Source organism: Armatimonadota bacterium (genome assembly GCA_018268395.1).
GTDB lineage: Bacteria > Armatimonadota > Fimbriimonadia > Fimbriimonadales > Fimbriimonadaceae > JAEURO01.
Genome location: JAFDWQ010000003.1, coordinates 641,353 through 657,415 on the forward strand (window position 1 = coordinate 641,353; position 16,063 = coordinate 657,415).

Below are 16,063 nucleotides of genomic sequence, written 5' to 3' on the forward strand. Positions count from 1 at the left end.
GAAATGGCCCTTTCATGGCAAGAAGTGGCCCTTTCTTACCGTCATCGAGAAAAGTGAGGTTGTGATGTGGTCAACTTTTCAGCATGAAACTTGAACTTCGCACTTCACATGCTCTGTTTCGACCTACGAGGAGAAGGTCGAGCGTTGCCAGACCGGGCCACCCGACCTTTCCGCGGAGGCGCCTTGTCAAAGCCTGTTCCATGGGAACCAAGACAAGAGGTCACGCTTGGTCGTGCCTGCGGCCCTTGTGAACGATCCCAGGTCCCCTCGGTAAAGTCCAGCAATGACGTACCGGTTAGAGAACGCGATCCCTGTCTTGCGCGTCACGGACATGGCGAAAAGTCTGGAGTTCTACGTCGGAGTCCTGGGCTTCGAGATCGAGTGGCAGGGCGAACCGCCGGGAGGGATCGCCGGGCTCCGCCGCGACGACGTACCCGTCATGGTGTCGACCTTGGACGGCACCGGGCCCTGTCTGGTCTGGATCGGTGTCGACGACGTACGGCCGATCTACGAGAAACTCATGGCCCAGCCCGAACCGGTGGAAGTGCTTTATCCGCCGACCAAGAACACCTACGCGGTCGACATGCAGGTCAAAGATCGGGACGGTAACGTGCTCTGGTTCGGCTGCGGCGATTGAGCTGAAGCGGGGCAAATGCCAGAATGGCTCCATGCAAACCGCCCTCCTCATTGTCGGTGGCCTCGCGGCAGGCGTCCTCGGCGGCCTTTTCGGAACGGGGGGCGGGATCATCATCGTTCCGTTCCTCGTGTTCGCCCTCGGATTCGAGCAGCACAAAGCGCAAGGGACGTCGCTCGTGGCGCTCTTGGCCCCGGTCGGTCTGCTCGGCGTCGCGAACTACTGGAAGGAAGGGAACGCCGACCTCAAGAGCGGTGCGTGGGTCGCGGCCGGGTTCTTTTTCGGCGCCTGGATCGGCTCCAAAGTGGCGCTCAGCCTTCCTGAGGACGTGATGCGCCGAAGCTTTGCGACCCTTCTGGTTGCGGTGGGTCTGTACATGTTCCTTCGGAAATAGGCGCAGGGGCCTTCCAGACCGCGGTCGCCACGCCGCAGATCACGACGGCCAGGCCGACGAGCTCGTGCCAGTCGATCTTTTCGTGGAGGACGAACACGGCGAAGACCGCGGCCGTCGGCGGGACGAAGTACTGGGCGAGGCTGGTCCTTGCCGGGCCGACGTCCTTCAGCGCCCGGTAATACGCCGCGAACGCGGCCACTCCGGCGACGACGACCAGATACGCGAGCGCGCCGAAGCCTTTGCCGGTCACTCGCGTCCAATCGGTCGCTGCGGTCGCGGCCCAGCCGTAGGGCAAGAGGGCGACGAGGGCGCCGGGAAAGCTCAGCGTAAGCGTCCGGAGCGGTTCGACTTTGCCGAGGAGGGGCCGGTAGAGCACGATCGAGAGCGCCCACAACGCCGCCGATCCGACGACGAGCAGGGCGCCGGTCAGCTCTCCGCCCGGCCGCTGTTCGCCGCCGAGGACGCACAGCGCGACGCCGAAGAACCCGATCAACGAACCCAAGACCAACCGCCACGTGAAGCGCTCTTGTTTGAGGGCGACGCTGAGCCCGGTCGCCATGATCGGCGCGGTGGCGAGGGCGATGGCCCCGATCGCGGCGGGCGCGGTCTTCATGCCTTCGAGGAACAGCACCATGTAGGCGCCGCTTCCGACGAAGCCCGCGATGTTCAGCCTCCAGAAAAGGCCCGGCGGGTATTTGAGGCTCTGCTTCGCCGCCAGGCACCACGCCACGAGGAGCGGGGCCATGAGGACGTAGCGCGTCAGGCCGACGGCGGCGGGCGCGACGTCCCTGTACGCGATCTTGATCACGCTGAAGTTGAGGCCCCAAGCGAGGACCATGAAGATCAGCGCGGGGTGGGGAAGGCGCCGGGCCCAGGCTTCCACTGGGAGACTGTACGTCAGTCGGCAGGTCCTAGGCTGGGACGGCGGTCGTCCTTCATCGCGTCGGCCGGGCTCGGACCGGAAGGACGGTCGTCAGTTCCGTGATGGCCGTTTTGGAAGAACGCGACGGCCCGGTCCGCCGTCGGGACGGACATCGGCCGTCTCACAGAAAGCAAGCCTTCCACCACGGCTGCAAGTCGGGACAGGTCGACGGGCTTCGTGACGTAGTCGTCCGCACCGAGCGAGACGAGCCGCTCGATCGAGTCACGGCCGGCGACGGCGCTGACGACGACCACAGGCACGTCCTTCAGGACCGGGTCGCCTTTGAGACGGCGCAGCACGTCTTCTCCAGGCACGTCGGGCAAATGAAGGTCCAGCAAGATGAGGTCGGGAACGCTCGCGAGCGCCGCTTCGAGACCTTCCTCGCCCGTGCGCGCTCCGGTCAGCCGAACGTTGCCCCAGTTCGCGAACGCCTTCTCCAAAAGCAGGAAATTGGCCGCGTTGTCCTCGATGTAGAGCACCTTAGCGCCGTCGAGGGAGGGCGTCGAGACGGACATTTCCCTTGACGGAAGATGGACGCCTGCACCATAGGCGGCGGCCGTCTTGAGGCTGACGGCGAACACGGTGCCTTCCGGCCCGGAACTGACGACTCGGACCTTGCCGCCCATGAGGTCCAAGAGGTTCTTGCTGAGCGTCAATCCGAGACCGCTGCCCTCGACGGTGCCGTCGCCGAACCGGACGAACGCTTGGAACAGGGACTTCTGATCGCTCTCGGAGATACCTGGGCCGGTGTCGGCGATGTAGACCTCGAACCTCGAGTCCGCTTGTTCGGCCCCCCAGACGATGACGCTCCCTCCCGGACGGTTGTACTTGACAGCGTTGGCGAGGACGTTCAGGACCGCTTGGAGGAAGCGTCGGCGGTCGGCGAGCACGTTGATGCCGCGGAAGGTCGCGGCTTCGGCCGAGACGGAGATCTTTCCCCGGGCGGCTTCCGCGCCGAGAAGGTCGAGCGCTTCGCTCACGACCTCGTCCACCCGGACCGGCTCGAGCGAGACCGTCATCTGCCCCGATTCGATCTTGGCAAGGTCGAGGATCTCGTTGATGAGGTTGAGCAGGTGCTTGCCGGCTTTGATGATCGCCGCGCTCGACTCTTGGATCTCAGGATCGCCGTACTGCATCTGCAGGATCTGAGCGAAACCGAGGACTCCGTTGAGCGGCGTCCGCAGTTCGTGGCTCATGCTGGCGACGAATTCCGACTTGATGCGGCTCGCTTCGACCGCGATCTTGCGCTGCTCTTCCAGCTCAAGCGTGCGTTGGGCGACCCGGAGCTCCAGGTCTTCGTTCAATTTGCGGATCGCGGCGTCCTGTCGTTTACGCTCGCCGACGTCGCGGATAAAGCCGACGAACACGTGGCCGTCGTCGGTCTCGTGGGGGAGGATGCAGACTTCGACGTCGTGCAGCGTGCCGTTTCGGTCGACGGCCTTGAAATCGAGCGGGCGACCGAACGGCCGGCCCTCGCCGGTCGCCAAAAATCGCACGATCCCGTCTTCCGGTTCGTTCCGGGCGCCGTCCGGCACGATGAGGTCGGTCAAGGGCCGGCCGACAGCTTCGGTGGAGGACCAACCGAACATCCGTTCTGCGACCGGGTTCCACATCGTGACGGCGCCCTCCGAATCGATGGCCACGATCGCGTCCAGAGCCGATTCGACGACGAGCCGTTGAAGTTCGCGGCTTCGCTTCAGGCTCGATTCCGTCTGCAGTTGTCGGTCGGAAGCCTTTCGGGCGGCGGCTTGTGCGTCGAACTCCCGGACCCTTGCGTTCAGAAGTTTGCCCTGGACGACTCCGGCGATGAGGGCGACGAGCGAGAAGAAGACCCCTGCGACCAAGGTCTCCCGCGTCCGCGTGGCCGGGACGAATCCATAGACGCTGAACGGCCAGGTGTGGACGGCAAAGACATAGGCCGTGAGGAAGGCGGTACTGATCATCCCGGCCCGAAGCCCGCCATAGGAACCGGCGAAGGCGATCACCGTGATCAGGACGATCCCTCGTAAGCCGGGAAGCCTCGCCCAAACCGGCAACAGTTCGAACAAGCCGATCGTCAGGAGCGTCGCGCCTATTCCGATAAGTTGACGCCTGAAACTGGGATATTCTGGACGGGTCTTGAGCGGAACAGACCGGGCACTAGCCGGCAGGCTCCCCGTCTCCCCTGTTTTTCCGGCCCTCCTGAAAGGAGCCGTGCCTTTAGGTCGCACTGTGCCGTCCACCTGGACTGCCATACCTCGCAAGGCGTCATGTGACCGCGAATGATCGCACGCCGGTCGAAACCGACGAAAGTTATGAGACTAAGATACCACAAATCGATGCTATGTCAAGCACTTCGAAGCCCCTGGCTTAACAAAAGGTTCAGCCGAGGAGCCGTCGAAGGAAGGGCCGCTCACGAGCGAGCTCCGGCGATGAACGGGTTCCAAACCCGCGCCGTCGGGCATCGCTGACTTAAGTCAGGTTCCGGAGACGACGAATGTGTCCTAAAATGCTGGCATGAGCAAGCGCTTATGGCTCGTCCTTTCCCTTGGTGCCCTCGCCATGGCCAGCGTCGCCTTGGCCCAAGACTCCGGTGTCCGGTCGGTCATCGGCAACGTCTTCCTTCAGAACACGACTCCTGGCACGGTTCAGGCCGGACATGCCAGTATCGGCGGCACGTTCCGAGCTGGACAAATCCATGTTTCTCAATCTACGGCATCAACAATTCCGGTCATTGGGAACAACACGGCGGTCGGTGCGGGATCGGCAATGGGCGGTTCCTTCAGCAGTTCCCAACAGTCAGGGACAGGCGTGAGAGGTACGGCTGCGGCCACGGTCGGCCGTACGTTCGGGGTGTACGGAGAAACCCGGAGTCCCTCAGGTGCCGGCGTCTACGGCAAGAGTACGTCCACTTCGAACGGCGCGGACTTTGCGGCTGGGGTCTTCGGTGAATCGTCGACATCGACGATCGCAGGCGTCTACGGATACAACCCGTTCGGGACCGCGGTCGTCTCGCGCACGGACGGAGGCAGCACCGGCTTGCTGGCGTTGAACAACAACGCGAACGGACAAGCCATCTATGCCGCCGGGCCGACCGGCATCTACGCGCAGGGAGGAGGGGGACAGTTCGACTACGGCGTCGAAGGCCGGGGTGCCAACGGCGGAAACTTCCAGGTGCAGAACAACACAGGAGGAACCGCTTGCCGCGGGGCCAACAACCAGGCCGTCAGCTCGGGTTATGGGGTGTACGGCCGGCACTTTGACAGTGACGGCTATGCCGTTTTCGCCGAAGGGAAGACAGGAGCGACGGGCACAAAGTCGTTCGTCATCGACCATCCGTTGGACCCGACGAACAAGACTCTGAGCCATTACTGCACCGAGGGCCCGGAGCCTCTCAACGTCTATCGCGGCCGGACGGTGACGGACGGCCGGGGTCAAGCTTGGGTCACGCTTCCGGACTACTTCGACGAGATCAACATCGACCCGACCGTCCAACTCACGGTTTCGGACCCCTCTGACGACTTCGTCATGGCGAAGGTCGCACAGGAAGTCGTCGGACGCAAGTTCCTCATCAGGACGTCGAAGCCAGGAGTCCGAGTCTTCTGGCGCGTCGAAGCCCGCCGGAACGACCGATGGGTGCAGAGATACGGTGCGCCGGTGGAAGCCAAAAAGCCGGAGTCCGTTCAGGGCACCTATCTGAGGCCAGAACTTTACGGCAAGCCTCAGACGATGAGCGAAGACGCGCGGAGGTTCCCGGTCAAGACTCAAGGATCGCCGCGACCCTGACCTTTCGGGGCTCATGAACGACGAGGCGGGCCGGACAGGGTCCGACCCGCCTGATGAGGATCGGCGTCAGGCCGTAGCAAGCCAGTCTTCGAATCGTGTCTCGAAGATCTTGGCGCCGGCCGCCGGCAAAAGCGTCCGTTCGTCCAGCCTGGCACCGAAGTAAGACGCCTTCGGATCGCTCATGACCTGTCGAGGGTCGTTTCGAGCGCTCAGCCCTTTCCGTACGAGGTCGTCGAGGCGCCACTCCTTGGGTCCGGCGACTTCGACGTCTCCGTTCAGTGGCGCACCGACCGCGACCTGGCCGAGGGCGCTCGCGACGTCGTCCGACGACATCGGCTGGATCAGCACCGGAGCAAGCCGCACCGTGTCATCTTGCGTACTATCGGCCGCGATCGCCTTGACGAACTCGAAGAACTGGGTGGCGTGCACGATCGAGTAAGGAAGGCCGGAGTTCCGGATCAGGTCCTCCTGCGCCATCTTGGCCCGGAACACGGCACTGTCGGCAAGTCGGTCCGTTCCGACGATCGAGAGGAGCACGTGGTGTTTGACTCTTGCCTTCTTTTCGGCAAGCAAGAGGTTCTGCGTGGACGTTGTGAAGAAGTCCATCACCGCCCTGGCTTCATAGGTAGGCGAGTTCGAGACGTCGATCACGACGTCGGCACCTCGAAGGGCTTCGTCCAACCCTTCGGTGGTCAAGGTGTTCACTCCCGTGTCCGGCGACGCCGCGATCGCGGCATGTCCGTGTTCACCGAGTTTTTTGACGAGTTTCGAACCGATAAGGCCGGTTCCGCCTATGACGACAACGTTCATTGTTCTAGTCTTCAGATGGGGGTGGTCGAAGACGTCCTTAACTCTTGATGAAGTCGAGAATGTCCTTGTTGAGTTGGTCTTTGTGCGTCACGGGAAGGCCGTGCGGGGCTCCGGCATAGACTTTGAGCACGGCATCCTTGATCAGCTTCGACGCCGGCACGGCGGTGAGATCGAAGGGCACGATCTGGTCGTCGTTACCGTGCACGATCAGTGTCGGCACATCGAACCGTTTCAGGTCTTCCGAGAAGTCGGTTTCCGAGAAGGCCTTGACGCACTGGTAAGCAGCGGGCATTCCAGTCGTCATGCACTGCCTCCAAAACGTTCCGAGCACTTCTTGGGAAACGTTGCTGCCTGGACGGTTCGCCCCGAAGAACGGGATGCTGAACTCTTTGAAGAACTTAGCGCGGTCCGCAAGGATCGCCGTCCGGATGTCGTCGAACGCTTTGATCGGGACTCCGCCGGGATTGACCAGCCCTGGTGTCACGGCGTCGACCAAAACGACTTTGGAGACGCGCTTGGTGCCATACCGACCGACGTAATGGCTCACTTCACCGCCACCTGTGGAGTGCCCGATGAGTACGGCGCCTTTGAGGTCGAGTTTCTCCATCAGCGTGGACAAGTCGTCCGCGTAGGTGTCCATATCGTTGCCGCCCCATGTCTGTGTGGAACGGCCGTGTCCTCGGCGGTCATGGGCGATGCAGCGGAATCCTTTCGCAGCCAGGAAGTACATCTGGTCTTCCCAAGCATCGGAGTTGAGGGGCCAGCCGTGTGCAAAGACGACCGGAACGCCGATCCCCCAGTCCTTGTAAAAGATCTGCGCTCCGTCCTTGGCGACCACGAAGCTGCCGGTCGTGCCGTCCGACGTTTTGACCGCGGACGCCGGGGAGACAGGAACTTGGCTTCGCGCTTCGGAAGGCACGACTGCGGACATGGCCGCGACCGCGCCAGAGGCACCCGTCATGAAAGTGCGCGTGAAGCGACCGAAGCCGCCGATGGTTGTGTTCTTGAACATAGGTTCGTATCCTTGCCGCATCCGTCTCGTGCGGCGGCTCCAGTGTCCGGCGGGTGAAGTTCCGCGGACGTTCCGGACCGAAGGGAACGGCGTTCCGGGTCACTTCTCGACAGAAGGCGGCATGGGAGTCAGCTCTCTGGCCCTCACGGACGCCGCCGCCCAACCGGCCGCCCGTCCCTCACCGAAGCTGGATCTGAAAGACTCGTCCCCCAACCTTGATCTCGCCTGGGCTCGGCGTCGCTGGTGGTCGGCTTCATCGACTTCGAACCGCTTTGCGCCGACAGAGTCCCGAAGTGCCTCGGAAGCACCGAGGATGAACGCGACCTTTTCTTCGTCACCGGTACCAATGGACATTTCGGCGATCAAATCGAGCGAGTCGACGATGCCGGCCCTGTCAAGAATCTCCGTCCGGACCGTCAGCGACTCGTGGGCGCAGTCCCACGCCTCGGCGGTCTGCCGTCTGTCCCGAAGGATCCGGCCCAAAACGTAGAGGGCGTCAGCGATACGCATCCTTTCGTCGATTTCCCGCGTGCGGCGAACCGAGTCCCTGGCCAAATCTTCGGCTTCGTCCCATTCGCCAAGATCCATCTTCACGAGGGCCAGGATCGTCGTAGCATAGGCCCGGTTCGAATGGTCGCCGATCTCGTCGAAGAGGTCTCTGGCTTGTTCCAGTTTCGCAACCGCAAGGTGCGGTGCTCCTTGACGGCGGAGCCCAAAGCCTTGGTGGCGAAGGCAGACGGCGATACCGCGCTTGTCACCGAGCTTCTCGAAGAGGTCGATGGCTTCGACCTCCAGATCTGGTCGGGGCCCTTCGCCCTGCCGCTGGGCGAGCACCGCCAATCCGATCAGCGCCCATGCCACGAGTCGCTCGGATCCGACATCACGGCTATGCGTGAGCCCCGTCTCAAAGCTGGCCCTGGCTTTGTCGAATTCGTCGAGCTTGACCCAGGTCGACGCGAGGTTATGGTGGACCAATGCGGACGAATACCGGTCGCCGAGCTCTTCCAACATGACCAGGCTTTCTTCGTAGTAGGCGATGGCCTTGTCGTCGTCCTGTTCCATGCGGGCGAGATTGCCGAGCGCATAGAGGACGCTGGCCGTTCCTCCTGTGTCCCCGAGGGAACGGAAAAGTGCGAGGCTCTCGGCAAGGGTCGACCTGGACACCTCGCAATCGGCTTCGCTGTAAGCGATCGATCCGATGCCCCAGAGGACGCCGGCCCGCGACCTCGGGTCGTCCGCTCCGGGCCTCGCTAAAGCGTCCCGCAAGTAGTGATAGTCTTCACGACAAGAGCGGATGTACCAGTAGTACCAAACCTCCGCTGCCAGCCGAAGCGCAGTTTCAGGATGGCTGTCACCCTGATCAAGGATCTTTCGGAGGTTGGGCCATTCATTGTCCGTCTTCTTCAACCACTCGGCCTGGTCGGAGCTTCGGTACCCTCGACAGGCGATCTCTGCAAACTCCATGCACCAGGCTCTGTGCGCGCTGTTGACAGAGTCGAGGCGACCGCATGCAGCGAGCTTTTCTAGCGCGTACTGCCTGACCGTCTCTAAGAACCGGTAACGGTCGTTCTGTCGGTCGAACACGACGATGGACTTCTCGACCAACGATTGAAGTGTCGCGGCGGTGTCGTCCCCTTGACAAACGTGTTCTGCCGCCTCCATTGTCCATCCTCCAGAAAACACGGAGAGTTCGGCCATGGTCTCGCGTTCGTGGTCGTCGAGCAAGGCGTACGACCAGTCGAGAGTCGACCGGAGCGTGGACTTTCGGTCGGCCGTGCCGTGTGCCTTGCCTTGGAGCGTTTCGAGATGATGGTCTTTGAGCCGCTCGCTCAGACTCGTTACGGACAACGTCCGGACTCGTGCTGCAGCAAGCTCCAGGCTTAACGGAAGGCCCTCGACTTGTTGGCATACGTCCAGAACGGGGGCTAGCGTATCGTCGTTCAGTTCAAAGCTAGGATGTACCGCTTTGGCCCGCTCTACGAACAGCCTGACCCCTTCGTACCCTTCGGCCACCCGACGGCGGGTCGCACGCCCCGTGGGCAGGTTCGTTTCCGCCGGTACTGCCAACGGTGGGACGGACCAGACGATCTCTCCTTCCACGCCGGTCGCTTCCCGGCTTGTCGCCAGGACCCGCAATTCCGGACACTCAAGGATCAGCCGGACGATCAATCGTGCGACGGCCGAAAGGAGGTGCTCGCAATTGTCCAATGCGAGCAGTGCCCGCCCTGTTCGCAGACGGTCCGTGATACCTGCGGCCAGTGGCCGTTGGGGAACGTCCGGTACACCCATGGCACCGGCAACGGCGCCAATGATGGCCCCTTCGTCGTCAATCGAGTCCAACCGCACGAACCACACGCCGCCGGGATGTTCGGGCATCACGGCCGACGCGACACTGGCGGCCAGTCGGGTCTTGCCGATGCCGCCGACGCCGGTCAGAGTAACCAATCGGTGCCGTCGGAGCAGCCCCTCGATGTCGGCGCGTTCGTCCTCTCTGCCGACCAGGCTGCTCAAGTCCTGGACAAGGTTATTGGGAACAGGTCTGGCATCTTTAAAGGACGGCTTGCGAAGTCCGCTTCGGAGCCGCTCATAGAGTTGTTCCGTCTCCTCGTCGGGCGAACCCATGACCTCGGCGCTGAGGTATCGGGCGAACTCGCGATACACCTGAAGCGCGGCATTGACGTCTCCGGATGCCGTCAGAGCCGACATGAGACCACGGCGCGGTGCGTCCCTCAGAGGATCCAGACCAATGGCTCTCGTGTAAACGGCGAGGGCATCGTCAGGTCGGCCTTGATCCAGCGCGGCCTCACCGAGGGTCTGAAGCGCGTTGAGGCACTCTGCCTCTCTCGTGCGGCGCTCGTGGACCGCCCAGTCATCTTCGCACCCTTCAAGGAGGCCGTCCTTATACAGTCCGACGGCTCGGGCGAAGTCACCCGTACGGATAGCGTCGTCAAACTCGAAAACGTCGACGTTGGCCCCATCGCAGTCAAACGTAACGGTCCGGTTGCTGACGCTAAGCCGGTCCGTCTCGCTTCCGAGCGCCGATCGTAATTCGCTGAGGAGGGGTCGAAGGTTCGACAAGCCTTGCCCTCCCTCGGCTCCGGGCCACAGTGCGTCCGCGATCCAGTCCCTCGTCACGGGTCTGCCCTTCCGGAGGGTCAGTAGCGCCATCAACCAAAGCCCTCGTCGGCTCCGCATCCGTTGCATCGGCAGGCCGTCGATGACGACCTGCACCGGTCCGAACAGCTCGATGTGCAACGAGCGTGCCACGTGGACATCTTAGTGCAGTTTTTCTGTTCGCGCTCCTTCGGAACGGTTAAGAGCCGTTGTTCGGAACGGAACGAGAACCGGACTTCGCGAGAATGCACGTGTCCGATGGTCGTCGTGATAGGAATCGCCGCGACGCCGGAGGTGGATCAAAATGAAGAAACTGCTCTCAAAACTGGGATGGCTCCGAAAGCCAAAGGAGGCGCCGACTTTCCATGCACCGGCTTTTTGGACCCCTGAAGACGGCTTTCCGACAGGAGACGAACCCCTCGTGGTCGAAGACGAGGAGTACCCGTTCGCGAAGTGGGCGCTCGAAGAAGCCTCTCCGAAAGATCCCAAAATCGTAGAATTAAAGCGTCAGATCAGAGAGGAGACGCCGTCGTGAACACTCGGCAGACTGTCAGTCTCACGGTTCCCGAAGACGGGAGGGACCACATCACCGGAAAGCGGGACGGCCCCTTTACGCTTCTTGAATACGGAGACTACGAGTGCCCGTTCTGTGGGCGAGCCCACATCGAAGTCAAGCGTTTGCTCGAAGACGCAGGTGACGAGGTGAAGTTCTCGTTCCGGAACTTTCCCCTCAGCGAGATCCATCCCCACGCCAAGTCCGCCGCCCTTGCGGCAGAAGCGGCCGCACGTCAAGGGCGGTTCTGGCCGATGCACGACCTTCTTCTCGAAAACCAACGGGACCTGCGGGCCGAAAAAATCTTGGATTTGGCGGATTCGCTCGGTCTCGACCTTGAGCGGTTTGAAGGCGACGTCAGGACGCAAGAACTCTCCGAACGGGTGCACGAAGACTTCATGATGGGGGTCCGGAGCGGCGTCAACGGAACTCCGACCTTTTTCGTCAACGGCTTGCGGCACAACGGCCCCGCCGAGTACGCGTCTTTGATCCAAGCCCTACGGGAGCAGCCTCTGTGATCAAAAGCACGCCGTTGGCCGCCGGGATACGCGCCCCAGCCTTCTGCCTCAAGTGCACGCCCGACCAAGAGGTCGCCCTTGACGACTTTTTGGGCCGCCCTGTGATCTTGGCGTTCTATCCTGCCGACTTCAGCCCGGTCTGCAGCAGCGAAATGGCCTTGTTCAATGAAATCCTTCCCGAATTTCAAAGGTTCGACGCGGTGCTCCTCGGTTTGTCCGTGGACAGCGTCTGGTGTCACTTGGCCTTCGCCAAACAGGACAACCTACGGTTCCCCCTGTTGGCAGACTTCCATCCCAAGGGCGAAGTCGCGAAAAGCTATGGCGTCTATCGGGAAGACGCGGGAGAGTCCGACCGGGCCCTGTTCGTCATCGACAAGGACGGCGAAATCGTTTGGAGTTTTGTTTCGCCGATCGGCGTGAATCCGGGCGCCGAGGGAGTTCTCAGGGCTTTGGAGGGACTCAGCCAGGTCGCGAAGGCTTAACGTCCGCGAACCCGAGGGTTCCGAGGTCAGACCGGGACGTCGTCTTGTCGCGGAACCCCCGAGCGCTACGGCATTTTTAAACTGGCTCGAGGGTCAGAGATATGGAGCCGTCTGCTCGAGCGATCCTTTCGAGCCCCAAGTCTTTGGGCGGGACAAACTTCGGCACACGGCCACATGCCGCCCGTAATACTGCCTGACTCGCGTCGCGAGTGGGAAACCAGGTACGCCCGCTCTTGACACGGGAACCGCGTTTGCCCGCTATACTCGCACCAATCATGAGGGCATCGTACACTTTGTTTTTAGCCGCGGTCTTCACCGCGTCCGCTTCGGCCAGTGGAGACGTCAATCTTGTCGACTTCTCGGCGAAACACCCGGTGGTCGCGGACAACTGTAACATCCAGGTCGGCGAGGATTTCATCCTTCCTGGCCTCAACCCCCGCTCGACCAGCCTGGACCGGGTCGTCCGTTCGGCCGAAACGAGCGTCACTTACGACCTGAGCCCGAAGTTCAAGTTCGAGAACTACCCGGGGTACGAGCTGTGCCTCTGGGTTCATATCGACGGTCTTCCCGGAATCAGTCCGGGTACGGAGCCGTTCAGCCGGGAGACCCACGCCTGGCTCGTGAACATCGACCTGCTCGATGCCGACGGTGATTTCGTCTACCGGAGCAAAGAGACGCGGCTCGTCAGTCGAGGTTGGAACGAGCTCAAGTTCGCGCTCGTGGCCGGCCCGCCTCAGAACGAGCACGTCACGCCGGACTTTCCGGTCCATCGGCGGGCCTTCCACTTCGAGAAGGTCGGGACGCCCGGTCGGACGATCGCAAAAGCGAAGATCCGGTTCGACGCGGACGAAAACGTCACGCGCGTCCGGCTCAACTCCTTCAAGCTCCAGAAGGTCGATTCGTGCCAGATCGTCATGGTGTTCGACGACGGGTACAAAGGCGTCTACGACACCGTCGCGCCGCTTCTCGCCCAAAGGAACCTCAAGGCGAGCCTGGCCATGATCGGCAACCGGCTGAACGACAATCCGCCCAACGGCTCCATGGGCCGGTGGCATGCGACCGCGCTCTACTACGCGGAGATGAAGAACGGTCGCAAGATGTTCGATTTCGTGAACCATTCGTGGCAGCACAGGCCGTTGCACGACGCCACCGACCCTTGGACTTTCGAGGAGCTTCTGACCGAGATCAAGAAAGGGCAGAACGCCCTGACGAACCTCGGTTTCACCCGGAACGACGGTTACAAGTACCTCGTCTACCCGGGCGGCGCGGCCGACGCCCAGGTGTTCGCGGCCGCAGCGGAGCTCGGCATCCCCTTCGCCCGTGGCGGCGGCTTCGACGGCGACCCGAACGGCGACACTCACTCGATCCGCAACCAATACTGGGGCACGGGCTATGACGCGGCGGCGGCCGAGAACGGGATCAACGGCTTCAACCCCGAGCAAGCGGTCGAACAGTTCAAGGACTGGCTCGACGAAGGCGTCATCGAGGGGGCCCCGCGACACATCATCTGGCACGACGTCTCGCGGCAGATGAAGTCGTTCAACGTCGCGAACAACTGGAACTCCACCGCCTTCTTCACGGAGATCGTGGACTACATCGCCCGTTTGCGGAACCAAGGGAAAGTCGAAGTCATGACGCTGCCCGAGTGGCACCAAGGCCTCGACCACTTGCACCGGATGAACGCGGTCAATTACTGAGTTTCTGACGGGTTGCGGCCCTTGCGGCTTATCGAAGTCGAAACCCTTCTTTAACCGTCAAGGGCCGGAACTTGTGCTCCTGGCTGCCTTCGGGGCCTCGCGCTCGAACGTCGCCATCACTGTCCGGTAACCTTGGCGACGTTATGACCCCTGAAATCCAAGAGTTGGAGAGGCGGCTGCTCGAACTGAAGGAGAACCTTCAAAAGGCCCGGCAAGCCGCGCCGCGACAAGAGGTCGGCGACGCTTCGTTCGCCACGCTCGACGGAGACGTCCGGCTGGACGAACTTTTCGGCGACAAGGACGAACTGTGGACGGTCCACAACATGGGACAAAGCTGCCCTTATTGCACGCTTTGGGCGGACGGGCTGAACGGTTCCGTGCGGCACTTGGAAGACCGGGCCGCTTTCGTCGTCGTGTCTCCCGATAGCCCGGCCGAACAGAGAGCGTTCGCCGAGTCCCGCGGATGGACGTTCCGGATGGTCAGCGACCGGGACCGCACCTTCACGTCGGACATGGGTTATTGGAACGAGAAGGACGGGTGGTGGCCCGGCGTTTCCGCCTTCGTCCGTGAGGGCGGGAAAATCTATCGGACGGGCACGGCCGTTTTCGGCCCGGGCGACGACTTCTGTCCGATCTGGCCGATGATGGACCTGATGGGCGGCGACAAGGGCTGGGAACCGAGGTAGGGCTTACCCCTATTGCGTCGGTCCGACCGTGAACCTGTCGGCCGCCCGTTCCGGGCTGGGTGCAGTGGCGACGCCGTCGACCCGTCCGGGCCCTTCGCGCAGCTTGGTCTCGAACATCGAGAGAGCCTCCGGAGCCCCTGCGGCCCATCCTTCGACGGACCCGTCCCTTCGGTTCCAGACTTCGCCGACAAGTCCGAGCCCCTCTGCCGAATACCGGACGTGCGCCCGGAACCCGACGCCTTGGACATGACCCGTGACGAGGAACGTGACCGTCATCGTCAATAGTCGACCGGACGGAGGTAGTACTCGTTGATGGCGGTATCGCTCAGCATGGCTACGGTCGGAAGGTGGCGTTTCCAGTGTGTCGCCCCGACTTTCTTGGCGACGAGCCGGACTTTGGCCTCGTCGAAACCCCGTTCGACGAGCTTTTCGGGCGAGACGCCTTGGACGAGCCTCAGCAGGATGCGGTCGGCGTCGGCAAAAGTGATGCCGAAGTCCCCCTCGTCGGTCTGACCTTGCACCAGGTCGGCCGTCGGAGGCTTTTCGACGACCCGTTCGGGAACGTCGAGTTCGCGCGCCAGCTGCCAGACCTGAGTCTTGAACAGGTCGCCGAGCGGATTGATGGCCGGGGCGTCGTCGGCGTGCCACGTGAAGTAACCGAAGAGGCGCTCGGTCTTGTTACCCGTCCCGATGGGGAGGGCTTTGAGCTCGGCCGACTGGTCGTAGAGGATGGTGGTGCGGCAACGGGCGCAGACGTTGCCGAGCCGGAGAGGGGCGAGGTCCGGTTCGGCCGAGCCGACATAGCCATCGACCATCGGCGTGATGTCGATCGTCTGAAGCTTCAGGCCGAAGCGGTCCGCGACAAGTCCGGCGTCGTCCAAACTGGCTTGCGAACTGAGACGATAGGGAAGCCGGTAGGCGAAGGTGTTCTCTGGCCCGAACGCCCGGGCGCAGAGGGCCGCGACGACGGCCGAGTCCACGCCGCCGCTCAGACCGATCACGGCGCGTCCGGTCTTCCGACGGACGGTGCACTCTTGGACCAAGAACCGCACGAGCCATTCCGCGACCGCAGCGGCGTCGATGCGGAGGCCTTCGTCACCGTTCGGATCGGCTTGGGGCGCGCGGACCACCTTCATGCCTCCCGATGGTACTTAACGGCAGCACGGGGGCCGAAAAGGGCCCATGCTCGCATCTTTTCGGCCCGACTTCCGATATCACCTGTACTGAGGTCAAGACACATGCGCATCGGACGTCTTCTGCTGGTCGTCGTCATCGGCGCCATCGCCGCTTTCCTGGCGTTCAAACTCGCCGTCGGACTGCTGGGTTGGCTTCTGGGCGGGATCCTGTCGTTCGTCTTGCCGGTCGCCGTCGTCGCCTGCTTGGTCTTCGTGGTGTTCAAGCTCACGGAGAAGAAGGTCCTCGGCAGCAAAGACCGCGGCATCCTGCCGTGACGCAGGCCCACTGCTGGGTACAACC

General features: G+C 62.5%; 16 protein-coding genes. 9 read left to right on the forward strand and 7 right to left on the reverse strand.

From position 1 onward, the window contains the following. Window positions 1-283 precede the first annotated feature (283 nt). Both JST30_08460 and JST30_08465 read left to right on the forward strand, forming a co-directional pair. On the forward strand, window positions 284-637 hold the full coding sequence (locus tag JST30_08460; protein MBS1714355.1) for a VOC family protein: 354 nt from the start codon (window positions 284-286) through the stop codon (window positions 635-637). A 31-nt stretch (window positions 638-668) separates the two neighbouring features. Beyond that, on the forward strand, window positions 669-1,028 hold the full coding sequence (locus JST30_08465) for a sulfite exporter TauE/SafE family protein (GenBank protein MBS1714356.1): 360 nt from the start codon (window positions 669-671) through the stop codon (window positions 1,026-1,028). Here the strand turns inward: JST30_08465 and JST30_08470 are convergent. Both JST30_08470 and JST30_08475 read right to left on the reverse strand, forming a co-directional pair. Continuing rightward, window positions 946-1,911 (reverse strand): DMT family transporter, encoded by a 966-nt coding sequence (locus JST30_08470; GenBank protein MBS1714357.1) that lies wholly within the window; start codon window positions 1,909-1,911, stop codon window positions 946-948. The two genes, JST30_08465 and JST30_08470, sit on opposite strands and share 83 nt — an antisense overlap. Window positions 1,912-1,925: 14 nt before the next feature. Further along, the gene (locus JST30_08475; GenBank protein MBS1714358.1) at window positions 1,926-3,998 is read right to left on the reverse strand and encodes a PAS domain S-box protein; all 2,073 of its coding nucleotides are present in this window, start codon (window positions 3,996-3,998) and stop codon (window positions 1,926-1,928) included. A 448-nt stretch (window positions 3,999-4,446) separates the two neighbouring features. On the opposite strand from JST30_08475, the gene JST30_08480 reads away from it, so the two are divergent. Then, entirely contained in the window at window positions 4,447-5,715 is a 1,269-nt protein-coding gene (locus JST30_08480) for a hypothetical protein (GenBank protein ID MBS1714359.1), read from the forward strand. A 66-nt stretch (window positions 5,716-5,781) separates the two neighbouring features. Here JST30_08480 and JST30_08485 read toward each other — a convergent pair whose 3' ends face one another. The 3 genes from JST30_08485 to JST30_08495 form a co-directional block, all read right to left on the reverse strand. After that, window positions 5,782-6,525, reverse strand: coding sequence for an NAD(P)H-binding protein (locus JST30_08485; protein MBS1714360.1), 744 nt, complete (start codon window positions 6,523-6,525; stop codon window positions 5,782-5,784). 37 nt (window positions 6,526-6,562) lie between these two features. Further along, a complete protein-coding gene (locus JST30_08490; GenBank protein MBS1714361.1) occupies window positions 6,563-7,486 on the reverse strand; it encodes an alpha/beta hydrolase in 924 nt (307 codons plus the stop codon). A gap of 150 nt (window positions 7,487-7,636) precedes the next feature. Beyond that, window positions 7,637-10,804, reverse strand: a complete 3,168-nt coding sequence (locus JST30_08495; protein MBS1714362.1) for a tetratricopeptide repeat protein — start codon at window positions 10,802-10,804, stop codon at window positions 7,637-7,639. 151 nt (window positions 10,805-10,955) lie between these two features. Between JST30_08495 and JST30_08500 the strand changes: the two genes are divergently transcribed. The 5 genes from JST30_08500 to JST30_08520 all read left to right on the forward strand — a co-directional run bounded on the left by JST30_08500 (window position 10,956) and on the right by JST30_08520 (window position 14,587). Then, entirely contained in the window at window positions 10,956-11,186 is a 231-nt protein-coding gene (locus tag JST30_08500; protein MBS1714363.1) for a hypothetical protein, read from the forward strand. A 50-nt stretch (window positions 11,187-11,236) separates the two neighbouring features. Beyond that, entirely contained in the window at window positions 11,237-11,722 is a 486-nt protein-coding gene (locus JST30_08505) for a thioredoxin domain-containing protein (GenBank protein MBS1714364.1), read from the forward strand. Beyond that, window positions 11,722-12,204: a redoxin domain-containing protein gene (locus JST30_08510; protein ID MBS1714365.1), complete on the forward strand. Its 483-nt coding sequence runs from the start codon at window positions 11,722-11,724 to the stop codon at window positions 12,202-12,204. Before JST30_08505 ends, JST30_08510 begins: the two co-directional genes overlap by 1 nt. A 275-nt stretch (window positions 12,205-12,479) precedes the next feature. Then, entirely contained in the window at window positions 12,480-13,901 is a 1,422-nt protein-coding gene (locus tag JST30_08515) for a polysaccharide deacetylase family protein (protein MBS1714366.1), read from the forward strand. Window positions 13,902-14,044: 143 nt separating this feature from the next. Next, entirely contained in the window at window positions 14,045-14,587 is a 543-nt protein-coding gene (locus JST30_08520; GenBank protein ID MBS1714367.1) for a DUF899 family protein, read from the forward strand. 9 nt (window positions 14,588-14,596) lie between these two features. Here the strand turns inward: JST30_08520 and JST30_08525 are convergent, their stop codons facing one another. After that, window positions 14,597-14,863, reverse strand: coding sequence for an acylphosphatase (locus tag JST30_08525; protein ID MBS1714368.1), 267 nt, complete (start codon window positions 14,861-14,863; stop codon window positions 14,597-14,599). Window positions 14,864-14,865: 2 nt separating this feature from the next. Beyond that, window positions 14,866-15,723, reverse strand: a complete 858-nt coding sequence (locus JST30_08530; GenBank protein MBS1714369.1) for an NAD+ synthase — start codon at window positions 15,721-15,723, stop codon at window positions 14,866-14,868. A 102-nt stretch (window positions 15,724-15,825) separates the two neighbouring features. Here JST30_08530 and JST30_08535 point away from each other — a divergent pair, with 102 nt between their 5' ends. Beyond that, window positions 15,826-16,038 (forward strand): hypothetical protein, encoded by a 213-nt coding sequence (locus JST30_08535; GenBank protein ID MBS1714370.1) that lies wholly within the window; start codon window positions 15,826-15,828, stop codon window positions 16,036-16,038. The last annotated feature ends 25 nt before the right edge of the window (window positions 16,039-16,063 follow it).